Annotated in this window: 21 protein-coding genes; 10 read left to right on the top strand and 11 right to left on the bottom strand. The window is 57.3% G+C overall.

Annotated elements, in window-relative coordinates; genetic code table 11:
* Nucleotides 1-17: 17 nt before the first annotated feature.
* The 6 genes from hfq to OR573_10525 all read right to left on the bottom strand — a co-directional run bounded on the left by hfq (nucleotide 18) and on the right by OR573_10525 (nucleotide 7,076).
* Nucleotides 18-263 carry an RNA chaperone Hfq gene (gene hfq, locus OR573_10500; GenBank protein XGA78939.1) on the bottom strand — a complete coding sequence of 82 codons (246 nt, stop codon included), beginning with the start codon at nucleotides 261-263 and terminating at the stop codon, nucleotides 18-20.
* Nucleotides 264-435: 172 nt separating this feature from the next.
* Entirely contained in the window at nucleotides 436-1,374 is a 939-nt protein-coding gene (gene miaA, locus OR573_10505; GenBank protein XGA78940.1) for a tRNA (adenosine(37)-N6)-dimethylallyltransferase MiaA, read from the bottom strand.
* 36 nt (nucleotides 1,375-1,410) lie between these two features.
* Entirely contained in the window at nucleotides 1,411-3,426 is a 2,016-nt protein-coding gene (gene mutL, locus OR573_10510) for a DNA mismatch repair endonuclease MutL (protein XGA78941.1), read from the bottom strand.
* A gap of 105 nt (nucleotides 3,427-3,531) precedes the next feature.
* Complete coding sequence (locus OR573_10515; GenBank protein ID XGA78942.1) at nucleotides 3,532-4,944, bottom strand: N-acetylmuramoyl-L-alanine amidase; 1,413 nt, start codon at nucleotides 4,942-4,944, stop codon at nucleotides 3,532-3,534.
* Nucleotides 4,945-5,108: 164 nt separating this feature from the next.
* Nucleotides 5,109-5,570, bottom strand: a complete 462-nt coding sequence (gene tsaE, locus OR573_10520; GenBank protein ID XGA78943.1) for a tRNA (adenosine(37)-N6)-threonylcarbamoyltransferase complex ATPase subunit type 1 TsaE — start codon at nucleotides 5,568-5,570, stop codon at nucleotides 5,109-5,111.
* Nucleotides 5,571-5,582: 12 nt separating this feature from the next.
* Nucleotides 5,583-7,076: an NAD(P)H-hydrate dehydratase gene (locus OR573_10525; GenBank protein XGA78944.1), complete on the bottom strand. Its 1,494-nt coding sequence runs from the start codon at nucleotides 7,074-7,076 to the stop codon at nucleotides 5,583-5,585.
* 103 nt (nucleotides 7,077-7,179) lie between these two features.
* On the opposite strand from OR573_10525, the gene queG reads away from it, so the two are divergent.
* On the top strand, nucleotides 7,180-8,319 hold the full coding sequence (queG, locus tag OR573_10530; protein ID XGA78945.1) for a tRNA epoxyqueuosine(34) reductase QueG: 1,140 nt from the start codon (nucleotides 7,180-7,182) through the stop codon (nucleotides 8,317-8,319).
* Nucleotides 8,320-8,327: 8 nt separating this feature from the next.
* Here queG and orn read toward each other — a convergent pair whose 3' ends face one another.
* Entirely contained in the window at nucleotides 8,328-8,909 is a 582-nt protein-coding gene (orn, locus tag OR573_10535) for an oligoribonuclease (GenBank protein ID XGA78946.1), read from the bottom strand.
* Nucleotides 8,910-9,044: 135 nt separating this feature from the next.
* Here orn and rsgA point away from each other — a divergent pair, with 135 nt between their 5' ends.
* Genes rsgA through asd form a run of 3 tightly spaced genes read left to right on the top strand, consistent with a single transcriptional unit; the run spans nucleotide 9,045 to nucleotide 11,783 of the window.
* On the top strand, nucleotides 9,045-10,070 hold the full coding sequence (gene rsgA, locus OR573_10540) for a small ribosomal subunit biogenesis GTPase RsgA (GenBank protein ID XGA78947.1): 1,026 nt from the start codon (nucleotides 9,045-9,047) through the stop codon (nucleotides 10,068-10,070).
* A gap of 11 nt (nucleotides 10,071-10,081) precedes the next feature.
* On the top strand, nucleotides 10,082-10,933 hold the full coding sequence (locus OR573_10545) for a sulfurtransferase (GenBank protein XGA78948.1): 852 nt from the start codon (nucleotides 10,082-10,084) through the stop codon (nucleotides 10,931-10,933).
* 10 nt (nucleotides 10,934-10,943) lie between these two features.
* Nucleotides 10,944-11,783, top strand: coding sequence for an archaetidylserine decarboxylase (gene asd, locus OR573_10550; GenBank protein ID XGA78949.1), 840 nt, complete (start codon nucleotides 10,944-10,946; stop codon nucleotides 11,781-11,783).
* Here the strand turns inward: asd and epmA are convergent.
* Both epmA and efp read right to left on the bottom strand, forming a co-directional pair.
* Nucleotides 11,780-12,763 carry an EF-P lysine aminoacylase EpmA gene (gene epmA, locus OR573_10555; GenBank protein XGA78950.1) on the bottom strand — a complete coding sequence of 328 codons (984 nt, stop codon included), beginning with the start codon at nucleotides 12,761-12,763 and terminating at the stop codon, nucleotides 11,780-11,782. The two genes, asd and epmA, sit on opposite strands and share 4 nt — an antisense overlap.
* The gene (gene efp / locus OR573_10560; protein ID XGA78951.1) at nucleotides 12,756-13,322 is read right to left on the bottom strand and encodes an elongation factor P; all 567 of its coding nucleotides are present in this window, start codon (nucleotides 13,320-13,322) and stop codon (nucleotides 12,756-12,758) included. The genes epmA and efp overlap by 8 nt, the downstream gene beginning before the upstream one ends.
* Nucleotides 13,323-13,444: 122 nt before the next feature.
* Between efp and epmB the strand changes: the two genes are divergently transcribed.
* On the top strand, nucleotides 13,445-14,479 hold the full coding sequence (gene epmB, locus OR573_10565; GenBank protein XGA78952.1) for an EF-P beta-lysylation protein EpmB: 1,035 nt from the start codon (nucleotides 13,445-13,447) through the stop codon (nucleotides 14,477-14,479).
* Nucleotides 14,480-14,549: 70 nt separating this feature from the next.
* Here the strand turns inward: epmB and leuA are convergent, their stop codons facing one another.
* Both leuA and OR573_10575 read right to left on the bottom strand, forming a co-directional pair.
* Nucleotides 14,550-16,256, bottom strand: coding sequence for a 2-isopropylmalate synthase (gene leuA, locus OR573_10570; GenBank protein ID XGA78953.1), 1,707 nt, complete (start codon nucleotides 16,254-16,256; stop codon nucleotides 14,550-14,552).
* Between the two features lie 401 nt (nucleotides 16,257-16,657).
* On the bottom strand, nucleotides 16,658-17,524 hold the full coding sequence (locus tag OR573_10575; GenBank protein XGA78954.1) for an ion transporter: 867 nt from the start codon (nucleotides 17,522-17,524) through the stop codon (nucleotides 16,658-16,660).
* A 177-nt stretch (nucleotides 17,525-17,701) separates the two neighbouring features.
* On the opposite strand from OR573_10575, the gene OR573_10580 reads away from it, so the two are divergent.
* Genes OR573_10580 through OR573_10600 form a run of 5 tightly spaced genes read left to right on the top strand, consistent with a single transcriptional unit; the run spans nucleotide 17,702 to nucleotide 23,133 of the window.
* Entirely contained in the window at nucleotides 17,702-20,533 is a 2,832-nt protein-coding gene (locus OR573_10580) for a monovalent cation/H+ antiporter subunit A (protein ID XGA78955.1), read from the top strand.
* Nucleotides 20,533-20,868, top strand: a complete 336-nt coding sequence (locus OR573_10585) for a Na+/H+ antiporter subunit C (GenBank protein XGA78956.1) — start codon at nucleotides 20,533-20,535, stop codon at nucleotides 20,866-20,868. Before OR573_10580 ends, OR573_10585 begins: the two co-directional genes overlap by 1 nt.
* Nucleotides 20,865-22,376 (top strand): monovalent cation/H+ antiporter subunit D, encoded by a 1,512-nt coding sequence (locus OR573_10590; protein XGA78957.1) that lies wholly within the window; start codon nucleotides 20,865-20,867, stop codon nucleotides 22,374-22,376. Before OR573_10585 ends, OR573_10590 begins: the two co-directional genes overlap by 4 nt.
* A complete protein-coding gene (locus tag OR573_10595) occupies nucleotides 22,373-22,870 on the top strand; it encodes a Na+/H+ antiporter subunit E (GenBank protein XGA78958.1) in 498 nt (165 codons plus the stop codon). Before OR573_10590 ends, OR573_10595 begins: the two co-directional genes overlap by 4 nt.
* A complete protein-coding gene (locus OR573_10600) occupies nucleotides 22,864-23,133 on the top strand; it encodes a K+/H+ antiporter subunit F (GenBank protein XGA78959.1) in 270 nt (89 codons plus the stop codon). Before OR573_10595 ends, OR573_10600 begins: the two co-directional genes overlap by 7 nt.
* Nucleotides 23,134-23,147 lie beyond the last annotated feature (14 nt).

Raw genomic sequence — 23,147 nt, forward strand, 5'->3', positions numbered from 1 at the left:
TGACCGAACTCAAGGCTCTAGTCTTCAGATTCTGCTGCCGGATCCTGCACTGGCAGGCGTACATTACGTGATGGCACTACGGTCGAAATAGCGTGCTTGTAAACCATCTGACTCACGGTGTTGCGCAGCAGGATCACAAACTGATCAAAGGACTCGATCTGGCCCTGCAGCTTAATGCCGTTCACCAAAAAGATGGAGACCGGAATGCGCTCCTTGCGCAAGATATTCAAGTATGGGTCTTGAAGGGACTGCCCTTTGGACATGTTACTCTCCCTAAAACTGTCGTTGGGGTTGGTTATTAAAGGAGTGCCGCCTGGGCACACCACAATCTTGTTACCCGAACGGCCTGCTATCGCATGACCCTTCGAAAGGCTTTCTCATAAGCCGTCATGAAAAACCGCTTAAAAAAACCAGCAATGAATTAACTATCTTACGCTAAGCACTGCTTTCACGCACGAATTTCAGCACCTTATCAAGCGTGTCGGGTTGCTGAATGTTAAACCAGCAGGCATTTTCCCAGCGCCGCAGCCAGGTCAGCTGACGCTTGGCCAGTTGGCGCGTTGCAATAATACCGAGCTCTTCAAGGCTTGCCCTGTCATAGCGGCCTTCAAGATACTCCCACACCTGACGATAACCCACGCTTTTCAATGCGGGTAGGTCTGAGTGTAGATCACTACGCTTTCTGAGGGCACTGACCTCATCAATCAAGCCCTCAGCCAACATTTGTCGAAAGCGTAAGGCAATGCGCTGGTGCAGAAAGCTTCGCTCTTCAGGCGCCAACACCATAGAGACTACTCGCCAGGGAAAAGGTGTCACCGCCTGTTCAGCCCACAGCTCGCTCATTGGCCGCCCTGCCACCCTATAAACCTCCAGCGCCCGCAGTGTTCGCTGCGGGTCGTTGGGGTGTATGCGCTGCCCGGCAAGCGGGTCAACTTGCTGCAGCCTGGCATGCAGGCCTGCCAGGCCATCGCGCGCCAACTCCTGCTCAAGGGCAGCGCGTACGTCAGGTGAGGACGGCGGCAGGTTTCCACCACCTTCCAACAGCTGCTTGAAATAAAGCATGGTGCCGCCTACCAGCAGAGGCACCTTGCCGGCTGCGCTTATTTGTCGCATCTCACGCAGCGCATCGGTACGAAAATCTGCCGCCGAATAAGGGTCAGCCGGATCGCGGATATCAATCAAGCGGTGAGGCGCACGCTGGAGCTCTTCGGCACTGGGTTTAGCGCTACCGATATCCAGCCCACGATAAACCATGGCGGAATCCACGCTGATCAGCTCGCAGCCACACTGCTCGTGAAGTGCCATGGCCGCCTCGGTTTTACCTGCAGCTGTCGGCCCCATCAGAAAAAGCGCCAGCGGGCGTTCATCAGTCATGTATTTACTCTGCTCAATGGCCTTGGCTGAAAAAGGTTACTGTCCACGCAGAAAGAGCTTATCAAGGGCTTTCATGTTCATCTGGGTCCAGGTTGGGCGACCGTGATTGCATTGATCGCTGCGCTCGGTACTTTCCATATCGCGCAGCAGGGCATTCATTTCATCCAGCGTCAGCCTACGGTTGGCGCGCACACTGCCATGGCAGGCCATGGTGGAAAGCAGCGCCTGAATGCGCGCCTCTACCTGCTGAGAACGCCCGAAACGGGCCAGTTCATCCAGCAGGCTACGCACCAGCGGCTCAGGGTCAGCATTGGCCAGCAGCGCGGGAAGCTGGCGTACCAGCAGGGTTTCAGGCCCGGCAATATCTATTTCAATACCCAGCTGAGCAATCGCCGCCTGCTCGCTTTCCACCGTAGCGACTTCCCCTCGGCTGGCTGCCAGTGATGCTGGCACCAGAAGTGGCTGGGTATCAATGCCATTCTGGCCCCACTGCGTTTTCATGCGCTCATAGACAATCCGCTCATGGGCGGCATGCATATCCACCACTACCAGCCCTTCCTGGTTCTGGGCCAGAATATAGACCCCATGCAGTTGACCTAGCGCATAGCCAAGCGGCGGCGCGGCGGTCGGGTCTTCGGCGGGCATCAGATTGGCTAGCGGCTGTTCATTGACCTGGTGCTCGGGGTCAGGTGTCGCGTTTTCTGACGCCCTGGTTTGTGGCGTCAACAGGGATGCTTCATGGTCAGGATGCAGCGCCTGATAGCCTTGCATGAAACGCCGCACCCGTGCCGCACCGGGGTGTCGTTCGCCATGAGATGACAGGGCCATGCCCTGCTGCTCCCAACGCGCCTCAGGCGCTGACGGGGTGCTCGTATCACCCCCTTGCTGAGCAGCGCCTGTTTGATCGCTACCTGCGTCCATGGGTGGGTTATCAATGCTGTGACTATCAGCACCTTGACTATCAGCGCCTTGATTATTGACGTCTTGATTCTCAGCCGCTTCGTGGGGCTGGGTATGCGCCAGACAGTGGTGCAGGCTGGAAAACAGAAAATCGTGCACCATACGGCCATCACGAAAACGCACTTCGTGTTTGGTTGGGTGAACGTTGACATCCACAACATCCGGATCGAGATCCAGATACAGCACGAAGACCGGATGGCGGCCGTTGTAGAGCACATCCCGATACGCCTGGCGCACAGCGTGTGCCACCAGGCGATCCCGCACGACGCGGCCGTTAACAAAGAAATACTGCTGGTCAGCCTGGGAACGGGAGTGGGTGGGCAGGCCAACCCAGCCAGACAGACGCAGCGAACCGGCCTGACGCTCGATATAACGGGCATGTTCAATGAAATTGCGCCTGAGCAGTGAGGCTATCCGGCGTTCACGAGCCGCTGCTGAATCCACCGCCGGTAGCTGATGCACCACTTTCTGGTTATGCCTTAGCACCCAGCCAATGTCATAGCGTGAAAGCGCCTGGCGGCGAAACGCTTCCTCAACGTGGGCAAACTCGGTTTTTTCAGTGCGCAGAAACTTACGCCGTGCTGGCGTATTGAAGAACAGATCGCGTACGCTGACGCTGGTACCCCGCGGGTGAGGTGCAGGCGACACGCGTGCCTCCATGCTGCGTCCTTCTGCTACCACCCGCCAGCCATCGGTAGGGTCTTCGGAGGCATTAGACACCAGCTCGAGGCGGGAAACAGAGCTGATTGAGGCCAGCGCCTCGCCGCGAAACCCTAGCGAACTGACGCCCTCCAGATCCTCTAGGCTGCCAATCTTGCTGGTGGCGTGCCGCGCCAGCGCCAGCGGCAAGTCCTGCTGACCAATGCCAATACCATCGTCACGCACCTTGATCAGGCGAGCGCCGCCCTGCTCAATGTCCACCTCGATACGATGACTACCGGCATCAATGGCATTCTCGATCAATTCCTTGGTCACTGACGCCGGGCGCTCGACCACTTCGCCAGCAGCAATCTGGTTAGCAAGGCGCGCATCCAGTACCTGAATACGCGTTACCGGCGTTTGCGCTGCAGACGCCACCTGAGTATCGGACACAATCACCTCGTGTTTAAAACCTTCTCAGAACCTTCTCAGAAACTTCAGACATATCGTCGGTACCAAAGCCGATTTGTCCGACGTTATCCAGTACAGGAAAGCGGCTCAAGAGCGCGGAATACGTAGCACTTGCCCGACGCGGATCACGTCACCGTTGAGGTTATTGACCTGCTTCAACTGGGGCAGCGGCACTCCGTGACGCGCGGCAATGGTTGAAAGCGTGTCGCCAGTTTCAATGCGGTACTCGTTACCTTGCGGGTTGCGCTGATTATCCCGCTGCCAGGCCAGCAGGCTGGCCGGTGGCGGGTTGCGCTCAAAGTGAGCGCGCAGACCACTGAACACCGCCGTGGCAATATTTTCCTGATGCCGCGCTGTTTTCAGACGACGCTCTTCCTCAGGGTTGGAAATAAACCCGGCTTCAATCAGCAAGGAAGGAATATCCGGCGACTTGAGCACCATAAAGCCGGCCTGCTCGACCCGCGACTTATGAAGCCGGTTAATCCTGCCCAACTGATCCAGCACCTGCCCGCCAATCGACAGGGAATCGTTAAGGGTAGCCGTCATGGTCAGATCTAGCAGTACGCCGCGTAACACATGATCCTTGTCCTTCAACGACAGGCTGCCATCTACGCCGCCGATCAGGTCTGAACGGTTTTCGCTGTCGGCCAGCCACTGGGCCGTTTCGGAGGTGGCACCGCGCTGCGAAAGCGCATACACGGAGCTGCCGTTGGGGCGAGGGCTGGTAAAGGCATCGGCATGGATAGACACAAAGAAGTCAGCTTTCTGGTCGCGGGCCAGCTGGGTGCGCTGGCGCAAACCAATGTAATAGTCGCCATCGCGAATCATCACCGCTCGAAACCCGGGTGTCGCGTTAATCTGCGCGGCCAGACGCTGGCTGATCTGCAGCACAATATCCTTTTCCCGTGTACCCTTAGGCCCAATTGCGCCTGGGTCCTCCCCACCGTGACCAGGATCAACGGCAATAATGATTTTCCGGCGCGGATGTGGCTGCGCCTCTCGGTCGACTACTTCTTCGGAAACTGTCGGTGGGCTGCCACTGGCCGCCGCTTCAACTTTAGAGCGCTGCGCTTCAATTTCCTGCTCGCGAACCAGTGACTCTATTGGATCAATCGGATTTTCAACCGGCGCCTCTCCCGGGTATTCAAGGTCCACCACCAGACGATGACCGTACTGATCATTGGGCGACAGCATAAAATGACGTGGCGATACTTCCCGGTCAAGATCCAGAACAATGCGCAGATCCGTGCCGTTACGGACACCGCTGCGAATACTTGAGATAGCACTGCCTTCCAGTGGCAGAGTGCTGATATCCGTCTCCAATTGGCTATTATCCAGATCAATCACCAAACGGCTCGGCGAGTCCAGTTCAAATACAGTGGCACTGCCAGGCCTGGAAAGATCAAATACCAGGCGCGCATGATCCGGTGCTGCCCATAGGCGCATGCTTTCAACATCCGCCGCCAGTGCCTTCCCAGTGATGGATAACAGCAGCCACATCAGACAGACGCCTGTTAGCTGGCGCCTACCTCCCCCTTTATACGACCACCGCTGGTTCATAACGACTCACTACGTAGATTGACTGGTCAATGGTGACACCTGAATATCGCTACAAAGCTTACCGATTCAGGCCAGCACTATCCGCTCAGTCAGTTAATATATTTTTAAAATTCATCCACCGGCAACTTTTTTAACCATTGCTGGCCGCGCTGAGTGATGCCTTCAAGGGTTGCCAGGCGCCCCGTATCCGCCAGGGCCAGGTGGATATGAAGGTCTGCTTTGGGCAGCCAGCCGTCCCCACGGCTTGGCCATTCCACCAGACACAGGGCGTCATCGTCGAGCACATCGCGCCCACCAATAAACTCAAGTTCTTCCGGGTCACCCAGGCGATACAGATCCAGATGGTAAATCCGCTGACCACCCAGTTCATAAGGCTCGATCAAGGTGTAAGTCGGGCTTTTGACCGCCCCCTGATAGCCATAAGCGCGCAGAATACCACGGGTCAGGGTTGTTTTACCGGCGCCCAGATCACCTTCCAGGTACACCCGACCACTTCCTGCAAATACGCGCCCTAGCGCTTCACCAAAGGCGACATGACGAGACTCATCAACCAAAGCCAGCTGCATACACTCAGAACCTCAAGGGTTGATCAATTGACGTGCATAGAATGCCAGATCACTGGCCAGCAGGCCACGTTCACCCTGAGCGTCCGCTGCTCTGTCAGCCGCCAGGGCATGCACCAGGGTGGCAAGCCAGGCACTTTGTTCAATATCATAGCCTTGTGCCAGTAAGGCGCCCAGAATACCGCTCAAGGCGTCGCCCATGCCGCCGCTCGCCATCCCAGGGTTACCATACGGGCAAACTACCAGGCCGCTGGGCCCGGCCACCAGAGTGCCAGCCCCCTTTAAAATCACGCTTCCACCGTAGTGTTTTTGCAATGCCCGAACAGCGGCCGGGCGATCTTCCTGCACGGCGGCCGTGGTGATATTCAACAGCCGTGCAGCTTCTCCTGGGTGGGGTGTCAACACCCAGTCATCGCGCTGCATATCTGGCCAGTAACGTGCCAAAAGGTTCAAGCCATCGGCATCGACCACCAGCGGGCAAGGCGAGGCCAATGCAGATTGCAGCATTGCCTGCCCCCAGGCGCCCTGCCCCAAGCCAGGGCCGACCACCAGGACATCACTCTGGGTTGTAAGCTCACCCAGATCAGCCACGCCGCGCACACGGTGCGCCATGACTTCAGGGCAGCGTACCAGGCTGGCAGTGATGTGCTCCGGTGCCGTGGCGAGGCTGACCTTGCCCGCTCCAAGACGTGCCGCCGCCTGGGAGGCGATCAGTGCGGCGCCGCCAAAGCCAGGAGCGCCCCCGAGCACCAGCAGATGGCCCATATCGCCTTTATGAGCAATTCGCTGGCGCGGCGAAAAGGCTTCTTCCAGCAGGCATTCATCCAGCAGCCAGGCGCTGGGCGGAATATCAAAAAACGCCTGGGATTTAACCCCCAGCGGGCGAAAATCAATATCGCCAGTGTAGGCCGGCGCATCACCGGTGTGCAGGCCAATCTTGTCGCCAATAAAGGTCACCGTGCAGTCAGACTGGATGGCACACCCGAGCACAGCGCCTGTATCAGCCTCTACGCCAGACGGAATATCAATCGCCAGCACCGGCTTGCGCGCCAGATTAATCGCCTCTATCACCTGGCGAAAAACACCTTCCACCGGGCCACGCAAACCGGTTCCAAGCAGCGCATCAACAATGACCTCACCGTGAAAAGCAGTATCACGGTGCCAGTTTTCACAGCCGACACCGGCTGCTGTGGCCAGTTCGGCGGCCTTGGCAGCATCCCCGCCCAGCTCATCCAGTGGCGCTGTGGTAATACGCTGCACCTTCAGGCCGGACTGGGCAGCCAAGGCGGCCAACACATGTCCGTCGCCGCCATTGTTGCCACGCCCACACACCACGCTGATGCTGCGAACCTGCGGCCAACGGGCACGAAAACCATGCCAGGCGCTGGAAGCCGCTCGTTGCATGAGTGCAAAGCCGTCAATGCCACCGGCAATGGTGCGGCGATCCAGTTCGCGCACCTGCTCTGCGCGGTAAAGCGGTCTCAGCCGGGAGGTATTCAAGAGACTCACGGGCGCTCCTTTAGCCAATAATCAGCGTGCATGTTGTCACTCGGGTTAATCGGTTAGCATAGGACGTTCATTCTGACCGCCTGATGCTTGCGCTGTTCCTATCATGAAGAATACACCTACACCTGCAAACCTTGAAACAGCGGCTCAATCGCGCACTGCGCTAGCTCCTGATCAGCTTACCCAGCTCGCCGCCGATATCAAACGCTGGGGGCAGGAACTGGGGTTTCAGCAGATCGGTATCAGCGATATCGACCTGCATGCCCACGAACAGCATCTGGACGACTGGCTGGCCCAAGGCTATCACGGCGACATGGGCTTTATGGCCAAGCACGGTACCCGCCGCACACGTCCTGCTGAGCTTGAACCTGGCACCCAGCGGGTCATCTGTGCGCGGATGGATTACCTGCCCGCCGATGCCCAAAGCATCGAACAGCTCAACGGCGCCGCAAACGCCTATATTTCACGTTACGCCCTGGGCCGTGACTATCATAAACTGATGCGCAAGCGCCTGGCCCAACTGGCTCAAAAAATTGAACAGGCGGTGGGTTCCATCGGCTATCGCGCCTTTGTTGACTCCGCCCCTGTCATGGAACGCGCTCTGGCTCAGAAAGCCGGGCTTGGCTGGTTTGGCAAAAACGCCATGCTGCTTAACCCGAGCGCCGGTTCGCTGTTCTTTCTCGGCGAGCTGTATACCGACCTGCCGCTTCCCGTTGACCCGGCGTTCGAGAACGAGCACTGCGGCAGCTGCAATGCCTGCCAGACCGCCTGCCCCACCGGGGCTATCGTGGCCGACAAAGTCGTCGATTCACGGCTGTGCATTTCCTACCTGACCATCGAACTGCATGAGGCTATTCCCGAACACCTGCGTCGCGCCATCGGTAATCGCATCTACGGCTGCGATGACTGCCAGCTTTTCTGCCCGTTCACACGCTTTGCAAAGCCGACCCAGGAAGCCGATTTCCACCCCCGCCATCAGCTTGAGCGGGCTGAACTGCTCACCCTGTTTGCCTGGAGCGAGACAGAATTTCTCGACAAGACGGCAGGCAGTGCCATACGGCGCATTGGTTATCAGCGCTGGCTGCGCAATATTGCCGTGGCGCTGGGCAATGCTCCCTGGAGCCAGGCAACCGAAGCCGCGCTGTGGGCGCGCCGCAGTTACCCCAGCGCCCTGGTGCGTGAACATGTGGCCTGGGCGCTCAATGAACAGCATAGCAAACGCCGTGACGTGATTGCTTCAGGCTGAACGCACTGTCACTCTTCTTCATCATTGCCCTCAGGCAGGCGCAGAAAGGTGTTGCGGTAGTGCGCCAACTCATCGATGGATTCCTTGATGTCGTCCATGGCCAGATGCACATTGCGCTTTTTAAAGCCAGCCAGGGCGCCGGGGTTCCAGCGTTTGGCCAACTCCTTGAGGGTCGAGACATCCAGGTTGCGGTAATGGAAAAACGCCAGCAGCTCCGGCATTTCGCGCTCCAGGAAACGACGGTCCTGATGAATACTGTTGCCACACATGGGTGATGACCCCGGCTCCACGTATTGGCGCAAAAACGCCAGAGTTTCACGCTCAGCCGTTGCAGTATCGGTCTGGCTGGCCTTGACCCGGGCCGTCAGGCCAGATTCTCCGTGGGTTTTGGTACACCACTCATCCATGCCTGCCAGCAGCGCATCCGGCTGTTTGACGGCAAGAACCGGGCCTTCCGCCACAACATTAAGGTCGGCATCGGTGATCAGGGTCGCCACCTCGATAATGCGCTCCTTTTCTGGATTCAGGCCGGTCATTTCCAGATCAATCCAGACCAGCCGATCTTTACGCGGCGCGCTTTTTTCGCTCATGCTTTGCTCCATGGATAAAAGGTGTGACAAAAAGTTGTGAAAAGTGATTTTAATAAATAGTGCATCACTCACCTGACGAAAATCCGTACAATGGTGGCTATTGTACCTGTGAATGGTACCGACAATCAGGTGGTCATGAGTAAACGTAAATTAAGTCGCCAACAGCGCTGGCGCGTTGAAAAGATTCAGGCAGAACGCGAAAAGCGTTCCCACAAGCAGCAGGCCAACGAAGACGAGAAGCTGGCAGCCGGTGAATACGGTGCAGAACAGCCTGGCCGCGTCATGGCCCATTTTGGCCGCACCCTGGAAGTACAGGATGCTGACTTCAAGGCAGTGCGCTGCCATTTGCGCGCCAACCTTGATGGCCTGGTCACCGGCGACAATGTGATCTGGCGCGCAGGCCAGGACGGCTCCGGTGTTGTCGTTGCGCGCAGTGAGCGCAACAGCGTACTTAAGCGCCCTGACGCTCGCGGGCAGCTTAAACCGGTAGCGGCCAATGTCGATCAGCTGCTGATTGTGTTTGCCGTGGAACCTGCGCCTCACGCCAACCTGATCGACCGCTATCTGGTCGCCGCTGAGGCAACCGGTATCAAGCCGGTGCTGGTACTTAACAAGGTAGATCTGCTGCCCGAAGATGGCGGCGAACTGGGGTTGCTGCTGGCCCGCTATCAACAGCTAGGTTACCCGGTCGTCAAATCCACCACCGCCACTGAAGCCGGCCTCACGGCCCTGCGCCAGCAGCTTGCCGGGTGTACCTCGGTGTTTGTCGGCCAGAGCGGCGTGGGCAAGTCTTCGCTGATTGATCAGCTGTTGCCGGATGAAACCCTGCGCATTGGCGCCCTGTCAGAAGACTCACGCAAAGGCACCCACACGACCACCACAGCGCGCCTTTACCGCATGCAGAAAGAAGGCAACCTTCAGGGTGAGTTGATTGATTCCCCTGGGATTCGCGAGTTCGGCCTGACCCATCTGGATGAACAGGCCGTCACCGAAGGCTTTATCGAATTCCATGATTTTCTAGGCCATTGCCGTTTTCGCGATTGCCGTCATATCAACGAGCCGGGCTGTGCTTTACTTGAGGCCGTTGAGGCAGGCAAGATTCATCCTCAGCGTTTTACCAGCTACCGCCGTATTCTCGCCAGTCTGGATACCGACCGTTAAAGGAGGCCATCATGAGCCAAGTGTCTCACCCGTCGACAGGGTCTGAAGCCAACCTGCTGCCGCTGATTGTTGAACCCGAGCAGTTGAACGCCCATCTTGATGACCCACAGCTACTGATCATCGATGTGCCGATCAACCCGGACAGCTATGGCGAAGGCCATGTCCCTGGTGCCATCTTCCTGGATTTCCGCTTTCTGATGCGCGGCGAAGGGCCTGTGCCTAATGACGTGCCGGACGTGGAGGCTCTTTCCCGGCTGTTCAGCGCTCTGGGGCTGACCCGGGATACCCACGTGGTGGCCTATGACGATGAAGGCGGTGGCTGGGCCGCACGCCTGCTGTGGACTCTGGAGCTGATCGGCCACACGCGCTACTCCTACCTGAACGGCGGCATTCACGCCTGGCGGGGAGCAGGCATGCCACAAAGCACCGAACCCAGCGCACCGACACCCAGTGATTACCGCGCCGAGATCCTCAATCCGGATACCCTGATTAGCGCTGATGATATCAAGGAAAAGCTGGGTAACCCGGGCTTTGCCATCTGGGATGCCCGCTCAGCGGGTGAATACCGCGGCGAGGCAGGCAATAACCGCCACCTTGGGCACATCCCCGGTGCCGTCAATATGGATTGGCTGAACGCCATGGATCGTCATCGTGATCTACGTATTCGCGATTACGCCGAACTGATCACCGAACTGCAGGCCATCGGCCTGACCCCGGAAATGGAAATCGCCACCCACTGCCAGAGCCACCACCGTAGCAGCTTCACCTGGCTGGTAGGCAAGGCGCTGGGCTTTAACATGCGCGGTTACGCGGGCTCCTGGAATGACTGGGGCAACCGTAATGATACCCCCATAGAGAAGTGAACAAGACACCGTGACTTTTGCACAGCAAGCCTTTGCGCTACTCCAGTACCCACTGCCGCATCATGCCCTTTCGAGGCTGATCGGCAAGCTGGCAGAGTGTGATTCGCCCAAACTGAAGAACGCCTTGATCAAGGCGTTCATCCAGCGTTTTAACGTCGATATGCGCGAAGCGTTGAGCGAAGATATCAATGCCTATACGAGTTTCAATGATTTTTTCACTCGCCCACTGAAAGATGCTGCCCGCCCCATCGGCGAGGGCATTGTCAGCCCGGCGGATGGCACCCTTTCCCAGTTTGGGCCGATTCGTGCTGGCCAGCTGGTGCAGGCCAAAGGGCATACTTTTTCGGCCCAGACCCTGCTCGGCGGTGACGCCAGCCTGGCGGAAGCATTTCTTGGCGGCAGCTTTGCCACTGTGTACCTGTCGCCGCGCGACTACCACCGCGTGCATATGCCAATGACCGGCACCTTAAGGGAAATGATCTACGTTCCCGGCAGGCTGTTTTCAGTCAATCAGGCAACCGCCAACCATGTGCCGGGGCTGTTTGCCCGCAATGAACGGCTGGTGTGCGTATTTGATACTGAACAGGGGCCAATGGCAGTAGTACTGGTGGGTGCCATGATAGTCGCGGCCATTGAAACCGTGTGGGCCGGACAGATCACACCGCTTGCGGGCACACCACAGCGTACCCGCTTTGACCAGCCCGTCACCCTGGAGAAAGGCGCTGAAATGGGCCGTTTCAAACTCGGTTCCACCGTGGTGATGTGTTTTGCAGAACCGCTGGCCTTCGATAATTGGGCAGCCAATAGCAAGATCCAGATGGGTCAGGCGCTTGCTGAGGCAGGAGGTTAACAGCTCGGCGTGGCGAAGCTGATCACATCCTCCAGGCGCGGCTTACCAAGCGCCTGCTGAATCAGTCGATCCATACCCAAGGCAACGCCTGCACCTTCTGGCAGGCCATGTGCCAGCGCCTGAAGCAGCCGCTCATCGATATCGACTTCCTCAAGCCCCAGCGTCTGACGCTGGGCATTATTCGCCTCAAAACGCTGGCGCTGCTCGTCGGCATCGGTCAACTCATCATAGCCGTTGGCAAGCTCAACGCCGTTCAGATAAAGCTCAAAACGTGAGGCTACCCAATCTCCACGGGCATCCTGATGGCGCTTGGCAAGGGCCGCCTGACTGGCCGGGTAATCCACGACGACAGCTAATTCCTGATCGCCCAGATGCGGTTCAATCCGGGCGCTCATCAGCATATCCAGGCACACCTCACGCGGCTCCGCTGCCATACTGGCGGGCGGCATACGGGCATGTTGTTCAGCCAGTTCACGCAAGGACGCCAGGCGCACGGTAAAAGGGTCAATCGCCAGATAGGTATGAAACAGCTCGCGGTAGCGGTAATACCTGACAGGCAGCACCTGCCCCATCAAACGCCTGACCAACGTCGCCGTTTCCTCTATCAGTTGATCCAGGGTAAAGCCAGGGCGATACCATTCCAGCATGCAGAATTCGATGTTATGGCGACTACCCACCTCGCCATCGCGAAAGCTTCTGGCCAGCTGGAAAATCGGCCCGCTACCCGCCGCCAGCAAGCGCTTCATATGGAATTCAGGCGAGGTCTGCAGCCACAGGCGGCGGCGCCCTTTATCAGTGCACGCCAACGTAGCAAGTGATGTCAGGTACACATCGGTGCTGCCTCCCTGGCCAAGCACCGGTGTCTCCACTTCCAGCACGTCACGCTCGGCAAAAAACGCCCGCACTTCGACCAACAGGGCAGCGCGGGCGCGCAGGGTATCCAGGTCGGCCGTTGGCCGCCATGCGGGTCTGTCAGGCACGTGAAACGTAATCACCTGAGCGAGTGTCGATTTTCAGCACCTCGCCCTGATTGATAAACAGCGGCACACGTACCACAGCACCGGATGAAAGCGTCGCTGGTTTGGAGCCGCCCTGGGCGGTGTCACCTTTCAGGCCAGGGTCGGTTTCAACCACTTCGAGCTCGATAAAGTTGGGCGCCGACACCGCAATGGCATTATCATTCCACAGCGTCACCGTGTAGGGAACCTGCTCCTTGAGCCATTTTTCGGTATCGCCAAGGGCTTTTTTCTCGACGGCATATTGCTCAAAGGAACCATCGGTTTTCATGAAGTGCCACATTTCGCCATCGTTGTAGAGATATTCCATCTCCAGTTCCATGACATCGGCGCCTTCAAGGGATTCACCTGATTTGAAGGTGCGTTCCCAGACCCGGCCCGTCATCAGGTTCCGCAGCTTGACGCGGTTGAACGCCTGGCCCTTGCCGGGTTTAACAAACTCGTTTTCGACGATGGCACATGGGTCGCCATCAAGCATTACTTTCAAACCGCCTTTAAATTCATTGGTAGAATAATTAGCCATACTGTCTCTCAATTTCAGTTTTTAAGCGTGTCTTGTGTCGCGCAATATCCAAGGCCTGTCACCTCAGGTAAAACGCAACGCCTGAACAGGTGTGGCGCATGATAACCCGAAGGAGGGATTTTTTGCAGGACAACCTTATTTTTGGCGCGGATGCATCGTCGTATCGCGCCAGCGAGCCACTGCCTTCCTGGCAACGCCAACTTTCCCAGGCCATTCGTGATCCTGCCGAGTTGTGCAGGCGTCTCCAGCTGCCTGACACCTGGCAAGTCGGTGCCAGTGCTGGCCATGCGCTGTTTGAAACCTGCGTACCGGAGGCCTTTCTACGCCGCATCAAACCTAATCAGCCGGATGACCCCTTGCTGCGCCAGGTGCTGCCGCTGGGAGATGAAACCCTGCAAACGCCCGGCTACGTCAATGACCCGCTGGACGAAGTGCAACAGCGCCCAGCCAGAGGGGTCATCCACAAATACGCAGGCCGGGTGCTGCTGATTGCCAGCCCTAACTGTGCGATCAACTGCCGTTACTGCTTTCGGCGCCACTTTCCCTATGCCGATAACTCACCGTCGCGAGCCCAGTGGCAGGAAGCCTTTGACTACCTTCAGGCCGACCCAAGCATCCGCGAAGTGATTCTCTCTGGCGGCGACCCCTTGGCGGCCAACGACCGTCATCTGGCCTGGCTGGTCACGCAGCTGGAACAGATACCCCACCTCAAGCGGCTACGCATTCATTCGCGTCTGCCGATTGTGATTCCGGATCGGGTGGATCAAGCACTGCTGGACTGGTTGGAGGCCACTCGACTGCAAACCGTCATGGTATTGCATGCCAATCATGCCAACGAAATCGATCAGGCCGTACGGGCAGCCTGTCAGCGTTTACAGGGGGCTGGCGTTACCCTGCTCAACCAGAGCGTATTGCTGCGCGGCGTCAACGACAGCAAAGAAGCGCTGGCAGCGCTTTCCGAACGGCTTTTTGACGTTGGCGTACTGCCCTACTACCTGCATGTACTCGACCCTGTTCAGGGCGCTGCGCATTTTAATGTCCCCGACGCTGAAGCCCGTCAGTTGATCACCGCCCTGCGTGACGAGCTGCCCGGTTTTCTGATGCCTCGGCTGGTACGTGAAATCCCAGGCGAAGCCAGCAAAACGCCGCTTGTGTAGTGTCCAGCTTCTTTACAGCGTGGAACCCAGGTCATCATCAATGCCTGGGAACCACGCCGAAAAGCCCAGCTTACGCCAGAGTGTCAGCGGTCACGTTGGCCGCGGGCGCCTGGGTGGAATAATGCCGGTTGATAGCGCTCAGCACTCCTTTCATGGAAGCACTGGTAATGCTCTCGTCCGTGCCAACTCCGAACACCGCTTTACCCTCAATGCGCACTTCCACGTAGGCAATGGCTTCCGCATCAGAGCCCTGGCCCCGTGCGTGTTCGTGGTAGTCAATAATTTCCACATCATGACCGGCCCCTGCCAGCGCCTTGATAAACGCTGCTAATGGCCCGTTGCCTTCGGCTGAATAGGTCTTGCGCTCGCCGCCTTCGGCAATCACAGCTTCAAGGTGCACCGCTGGGCTATCCGGCTCGGAGGACATGCGATGGTTGATCAGGCAGAACGGTGATTCCTGCTCCAGATATTCATCGGCAAACGCCTGATAGATCATCTGCGAGGTGATTTCCTTGGCGGTGCGGTCAGCGACTTCCTGCACCACCTGGCTGAACTCGATTGACAGCCGACGCGGCAGCTCAATGCCGTGTTCCTGCTCCAGCAGGTAGGAAATCCCGCCCTTGCCGGATTGGCTGTTAACGCGAATCACCGCTTCATAGCTGCGTCCGACGTCCAGCGGGTCGATGGGCAGATAAGGAACATCCCAGGGCGCTTCAGGGTGTTCGCGGCGGTCAGCCATACCTTTCTTGATGGCATCCTGATGCGAGCCGGAGAAAGCGGTGAATACCAGATCGCCCACATAGGGATGGCGCGGATGCACCGGCAACTGGTTGCAGTATTCAACCTCACGCATAACTGGCGTGATATTCGAGAAATCCAGTTCAGGGTGAACACCCTGGGTATACATATTCATCGCTAACGTCACGATATCCACGTTACCGGTACGCTCACCGTTACCGAACAGGGTGCCCTCTACCCGGTCGGCACCCGCCATCAAGGTCAGTTCAGCGGCCGCTACACCGGTGCCACGATCATTGTGGGGATGTACGCTGACAATCAGGGTGTCGCGGTTTTTTACGTTACGGCAGAACCACTCAATCTGGTCGGCATAGTTGTTGGGGGTGGCAACCTCAACGGTGGCCGGGAGATTGACGATCATGCGATGGTCAACGCTGGGCGCGTAGGTATCCATCACCGCCTCGACGATCTCAACGGCAAAATCTATCTCAGTGGTGGTAAACAGCTCCGGCGAGTACTGGAACGTCCAGTGGGTTTCCGGGGCAGCGTTCATCTGATCGCGAATCTGACGAGTCGCGTCTACCGCAATCTGGATACATTCTTCCTTGTTAACGTTAAACACCACCCGGCGAAACATCGGGTCAGTGGCGTTGTAAACGTGAACAATGGCATTTTTGGCGCCTTTGAGGGCTTCAAAGGTGCGCTCAATCAGGTGGGGGCGCGCCTGGGTCAACACCTGGATGGTCACATCCTCAGGAATTTTTTTCTGCTCAATCAGTGCGCGCACAAAATCAAAGTCAGTCTGCGAGGCAGAAGGAAAGCCCACTTCTATTTCCTTGAAACCCACCTTGACCAACAGCTCGAACAGACGCTGTTTGCGCTCCTGATCCATGGGGTCGATCAAGGACTGGTTACCATCACGCAGATCAACGCTCGCCCAGATGGGGGCTTTTTCAATACGCTGATTGGGCCACTGGCGGTCGGGAATATCGACGGCAACAAAGGGGCTATATTTTTTAGCGGGATCAGACAACATCATGGCAGTTCTCCTGGTTCGTGGCGGTTTGTAGGTAACCTGTTCAAGAATGATACGCAAATTTAAGGCGCGTGAGTCATACAAAGGCCCAGAGGATGGCTTTTGACCAACGCAAACAATGAAAAACGCCCCATGGCCTGCAAGAGCCATGGGGCGTTCAGAATACGTTCAGCAATATGGGCCGCTCGGCAGAACCGACGGCGGATGCAGCATTGACTATCTGCGCTTTTTTCTGGCTGTGAAAAACACCAATAACTTATATAAACCGCCATAACCACCTCATTATTGAACCCAACGACAATGCCAACCAGCATTGCCCGCCTCTAACCATTCAGAGACGGGCGCTTAGTAGTCGTAGATCCAATATGAGATTCGTTATGGCAATATTCATACCTACTAGAAAATCAATCCTTGACGGTTTTGTCAACACCCTTTTGCCTGATCGGCTGCTCCTGGGCGCTTAACAGTGCTTCCATCCGGTCGAGCTGCGCCTGCAACTGGCGAATATCGTCCTGCACATTGTTAAGCTGCGCCGCCTCCCCTTCACCGTTTTCCAGTTCCTGTTTCGCGCCTTCTTTCTGCATGACATCCAGCACGATACCAATCATCATATTCAAAAAGATGAAGGCCGTCAGGAAGATAAAGGTAAGATAGAAAATCCAGCTCCAGGCGTAGACCTCCTGGGTGGCATACATGACATCGGTCCAGTCCTCAAAGGTCGCGATACGGAACAGGGTCAGCATGGCGGTGGAGATGTTCCCCCACAGAAAATCATCCACATCCTCAAACAGGAAACTGCCCAGAGCGGCGTAAATGTAAAATATGATAAACATAAGCAGAGCCACATAGCCCATCCGGGGGATCGACTTCACTAGCGCGATCAGCAGCAACTGCAATTCTGGAATCATCGACACCAGACGCAACACGCGGAAAATACGTAGCAAGCGGGCCAATAACACCATTTCTGAATCGTCCATCGGAATCAGACTGGCGGTCACAATCAGGACGTCAAACACATTCCAGCCGCGCCGGAAAAAACTGCGCAGGCTTGGCTCTGCGGCCATACGAATCAGGATTTCAACCAGGAAAAATACCGTTACGGCGATATCGAGATACGTCAGCCACTCCTCAAAACGTGAGGTTTCCTCGTAAGTCTTGGCACCGATCACCAGCGCCGAAATAACGATGATGGCAATCACTGCGCCTTCAAAGAATTTATTGGAGCGCAGCGCTTCAAAACGCAACTGCCAGGTACGAAAGGATTCACTCATGCGGTCAACCGACTCTTATCAAAAAGGGATTCATGTTAAAGGGAGCGCTTCAAAATCTCGGTACAGTTGATACTCTGTTAATCTGACTGATGTATCCTAGGTCGATGCATCGCTTGAGCAAGCGGCACATTACAAGATGACATCAATAACTTAAGACATTTTCACTGGATGACCCCCATGATACTGCTGTGGATAGCTTTACTGCCTTTGCTGGGTGTTGTGGTACCCGCATTACTGGGCCAGCGGGATCGTGTTCTGAGCACACGGATCACGGCCATTGCCCCTGCCCTCGCCCTGCTGCTCACCTTCACCCAGGTGCCTGCGCTGCTTGACGGCGAAACGCTGCGCTTTTCAGTCGGCTGGATGCCGGAGCTGGGTCTGGATCTGGCGCTGCGCCTGGACGGCCTGACGTTGCTATTCAACTTGTTGATTCTCGGCATTGGCCTGTTGATTCTGCTTTACGCGCATTTTTACCTCAGCCCAGAAGAGCCGTTCGACCGTTTTTACGCCTACCTGATGCTGTTCATGGCGTCCATGGTCGGCATTGCCATGTCGGACAACCTCATTCTACTGTGGTTATTCTGGGAATTAACCAGTATTTCGTCTTTCCTGCTGATTGGCTACTGGTCTCACCAGAGCGATGCCCGCAAAGGCGCACGTATGGCGCTGACCGTTACCGGCGCTGGCGGCCTTGCCTTGCTGGCGGGGCTATTGCTGCTTGGCGATATGGTCGGCAGCTTCGATATGAATGTGGTGCTGGCAAGCCAGGATGTCATCCTTGCCGATCCACGCTATCCCTTGATGTTGGTGCTGGTGCTGCTCGGTGCCTTCACCAAGTCCGCCCAGTTCCCGTTCCAATTCTGGTTACCCCATGCCATGGCGGCGCCTACTCCGGTTTCCGCCTATCTGCACTCGGCGACCATGGTTAAGGCGGGCATCTTCCTGATGGCGCGCCTGCATCCCGCCATAGCCGGTAGTGAGCTGTGGTCGGTCATTGTCTCACTGATCGGCACCATTACGCTGTTATACGGCGCCTGGTTTGCGCTGTTCAAAACCGACCTTAAGGGCATTCTGGCCTTTTCAACCGTCAGCCATCTGGGTCTGATCACCGTTCTGCTCGGCATTGGCAGCCCCATGGCAGTGCTTGCCGCTCTTTTCCATATTCTCAACCATGCCACCTTCAAGGCAGCCCTGTTCATGAGCGCAGGCATTATTGACCATGAAACCGGCACCCGCGAGCTGAAAATGCTGGGTGGGCTGAAAAAGGCCATGCCGGTGACGGCCCTGCTGACCACCCTGGCAGCGGCCGCCATGGCGGGGGTTCCCTTGTTCAACGGCTTTATCTCCAAGGAAATGTTCTTTACCGAAACCCTTGCCACCCCGGTGCTGGGTGGCCTGAGCTGGCTGCTGCCTGTATTGGCCACTCTGGGCGGCATTCTTTCAGTGGCTTACTCGCTGCGTCTGGTGTATGCCGTCTTCTTTAAACCGGCCCAGAAAACACCGCCTAAATCGCCCCATGAACCACCCCACCTGATGCGCCTTCCGGTTGAAATCCTGGTCGGGCTTTGTGTGGTGGTCGGCCTGCTGCCTGGGCTGATGGCGTCTGGGCTTTTATCACTGGCCGCTCAGGCTGTATTGGCCGAGCCTCTGGAATTTCATCTATCTATCTGGCATGGCTTCAACCTGCCACTGCTGATGAGCTTTGCCGCTCTGGCGTTCGGCATCCTGATGTACTGGCGCCACCCTGACCTGCGCCAGCTGACCCAGCCGTTTGCCAGCGTGGATGCGAGACGGGTATTCGAGCGCACTATTATCAACATGAACCAGAAAGCAGACTGGCTGATCAACAAGATTGAGGGCCATTCGCTGCAGCGCTACATGGGGCTATTGCTGTTATCCGCGCTGGTCATGGGTGTGATCGGGCTGGCGCCGATTGCCCCGCTTACCGGGGAGTTGGGTAACCAGCCGGTTGATGCCATTGTCCTGCTCGGGGCCGCCATGCTGATATTTGGTGGCATCGCTACCGCAGCGACCCACCGCTATCGCCTGATTTCACTGTTGATGCTCTCCGTTGTTGGCCTGTTCGTAGCGCTAACCTTTGCGCGCTTCTCTGCCCCGGATCTGGCCTTGACCCAGCTCTCAGTGGAAGTGGTGACCATGATCCTGCTGATGCTGGCGCTGTTCTTCCTGCCCCAAAAAACGCCTAGGGAATCCAGCCCGCTGCGCAATGTGCGCGATATCCTGCTGGCCTCGGCGCTGGGGCTGGTAGTTGCCAGCCTCAACTATGCGGTGCTGACCACGGATACGCCGTCGATTTCTGATTACTTCCTGGCTAACAGCAAACCCGGCGGCGGGGGCTATAACGTCGTCAATGTTATTCTGGTCGACTTCCGTGGCTTTGATACCCTCGGTGAAATCACCGTGCTGGCACTCGCCGGGCTTGCGATCTTCAAGCTGCTCAACCGCTTGCGTCTGTTCCTGCCCCACAGTGATGGTGAAGGCCGCGTTTGGTCGCCGGATCGCTACCCGGCCATTCTGACGTCGATTTCAATGGCTCTGCTGCCACTGGCACTGTTGGTGTCTGCGTTTATCTTCCTGCGCGGCCATAACATGCCGGGCGGCGGCTTTATTGCCGGGCTGGTGACGGCGGTCGCTCTGATCCTGGTGTATATGGCGCGCGGCGTGGAATGGGCGCAGGAGCGTCTGGACTTCCCCTTCCAGCCGGTGGCCATCGCAGGCGTTGCAATTGCTACCCTTACCGGCCTGGGCAGTTGGGTGTTCGGCTATCCGTTCCTGACATCGACCTTTGCCTACTTCACCCTGCCCCTGGTGGGCACGTTCGAGCTGGCGTCAGCCATGCTGTTTGATCTGGGGGTTTACCTGGCCGTTGTCGGCGCGACCCTGATGATCCTGGCCAACCTGGGCAAGGTCACCACGGCCCACCGCCCAACGCTTGAACCCTCAGAAACCGAGCCTGAAGCCTCTTCGCCCGACAAGGAGACTCGTTAATGGAACTGCTGTATGCCATTACAACAGGGGTGCTGACTGCCTGCGGCCTCTATCTTACCCTGCGTGGACGCACCTTCCCGGTGGTCGTCGGCCTGACGCTATTATCCTACGCGGTCAACCTGTTCCTGTTTTCCATGGGCGGTTTGACCACTGACGGCGCAGCCCTGGTCAATCAGCAACAGGGCGCGATTGCCGACCCCTTGCCACAGGCCCTGGTGCTGACGGCCATTGTGATTGGTTTTGCCATGACAGCCTTTGTTGTCATCCTGGCCATGCGCGCGCGCAGTGAAGCGGGTAACGACCATGTAGACGGTAAAAAGGAAGACCGCGAATGACTCAACATCTGATTGTCCTACCCGTCGTTCTTCCTTTGATTGCCGGTATTCTGCTGCTCTATCAACGTCAGGGGATCGTCCGCTACAAGCGGATTGTCAGCATTGTCTCTACCGCCTTGTTGCTGCTGGTCTCGATTGGCCTGGTCAATCAGGCCGCCAGCGGTGAGATTACCTATTATGCGCTGGGCGACTGGCAACCTCCCTTCGGGATTGCCCTGGTGCTTGACCGCCTGTCAGCGATGATGGTGCTGCTGACCTCTGTGCTGGCGGTCGGTGCGGTTGTTTACGCCTGCGCTGGCGATGATGAAAAAGGCAGCAATTTCCATGGCCTTTTCCAGTGGCAGCTAATGGGTATCAACGGTGCTTTTCTGACCGGCGATCTGTTCAACCTCTTTGTGTTTTTTGAAGTCCTGCTGCTGGCCTCCTATGCCCTGCTGCTTCACGGTGGCGGCAAGGCGCGCATTCAGGCCAGCGTTCACTATGTGGTGCTTAACCTGGCTGGCTCTTCACTGTTCCTGATTGGCGTTGGCGTTCTCTACGGCGCAACCGGCACGTTGAATATGGCAGATATGGCCCAACGCCTGGCGGAACTTCCTCCCGAGCGGGAAGGCCTGGTAACGGCAGGCGCCTTGATCCTGCTGGTGGTATTTGGCCTGAAAGCCGCCATTCTGCCGCTGTATTTCTGGCTGCCGCGCGCCTACGCCAACGCGCCTGCCCCAGTGGCGGCCCTGTTTGCGATCATGACCAAGGTCGGTATTTACGCCATTCTACGGGTTTATAGCCTGATTTTCGGCGATCAGGCAGGTAACCTGACCGCTCTGGAGCAACCCTGGGTGTGGTGGTTCGCGCTGGCCACCCTGGCGATTGCCGGGGTGAGCGTACTGGCCGCCAAGGATCTGCGCCTGCTGGTTGCCTATCTGGTACTGGTCTCGGTTGGCACCCTGCTGGCGGGTATCGGCATGCGCACGCCCGAGGCGGTGTCCGCTCTTTTGTACTACCTGATTCATACCACTTTGGTGACCGGCGGGCTCTTCCTGTTGGCCGATATGATTGGTGCCCAGCGCGGCAAGCCCGGCACCCGGCTGGTCAAGGGGCGCCCGCTGGTTCAGGGCCAATGGCTGGCACTGGCATTTTTCATCGGTGCTATTGCCGTGGCGGGCCTGCCGCCTCTTTCCGGCGCGCTTGGCAAGGCGCTGATGCTCAACGCAGCGGAAGGCATGCAGCGGCTATGGCTGTGGCCGCTATTGCTATTGGCCGGGCTGAGTTCGCTGATTGCCCTTTCACGCGCGGGCTCGACGCTTTTCTGGCGCAGCCAGCGCGGCACCGCCACTGGCAAGAAACTCCCCCGTGAGCAATGGTTTGGGGTCATATGGCTACTCAGTGCCGCGCCGTTGCTGGTGATCTTTGCCGGCCCGGTCAGCCATTACACCGCAGCCGCTGCTGAACAGCTTGCCAATCCTCTGCCGCTGATTGAAGCGCTGATGCCTGACGCAGGAGATAACTCATGATCAAGCCACGCTCCTGGTTACCCACGCCGGTGCTGTCCATCCTGTTGCTGCTGGTCTGGCTGCTGCTGGTGCGCAGCGTCGCTTTTGGCCAGATTGTGCTGGGTAGCGCTCTGGCCGTTGCCATTCCGCTGGCCACTTACCGCTTCTGGGATGCCGAACCGCGTATCGGCAGGCCTCTCAAGCTGCTGCGCTTTGCTCTGCGTGTTCTGAAGGATATCGTTATCGCCAACTTTGAAGTGGCCTATCTGATTTCCAACCCTTGGCGCAAACTACGCCCTCACTTCATCGAGTATCCCCTGATGCTGGAGGAGCGTTTTACCATTACCCTGCTGGCCAGCACGATCAGCCTGACACCCGGTACGGTTTCTGCCAACCTGCGCATGGATGGCAAGTCGCTGCTGATCCATGCGCTGGATGTGGACGACGAGGAAGCCCTGATTGAGCAGATCCGCAAGCGTTACGAACAGCCGCTCAAGGAGATTTACGAATGCTGACCCTTGCCCTTTACATCACCCTGACGCTGGTCAGCGCGGCGCTGATCCTTAACCTTTATCGCCTTGCGGTAGGGCCGGATCTACCTGACCGGGTGCTCGCACTGGACACCATGTACATCAATTCAATCGCTCTGATTGTGTTGCTGGGTCTGTGGCTGAACACCAAGACCTACTTTGAATCCGCCCTCTTGATTGCCATGCTGGGCTTTATCAGTACCGTCGCTGTGTGCAAGTACATTCTGCGCGGCGACATCATCGAATAGACCACAGGAGTTCC

The sequence above is a fragment of the Halomonas sp. CH40 genome, from assembly GCA_041875495.1.
In the GTDB taxonomy this organism is placed as follows: Bacteria; Pseudomonadota; Gammaproteobacteria; order Pseudomonadales; family Halomonadaceae; genus Vreelandella.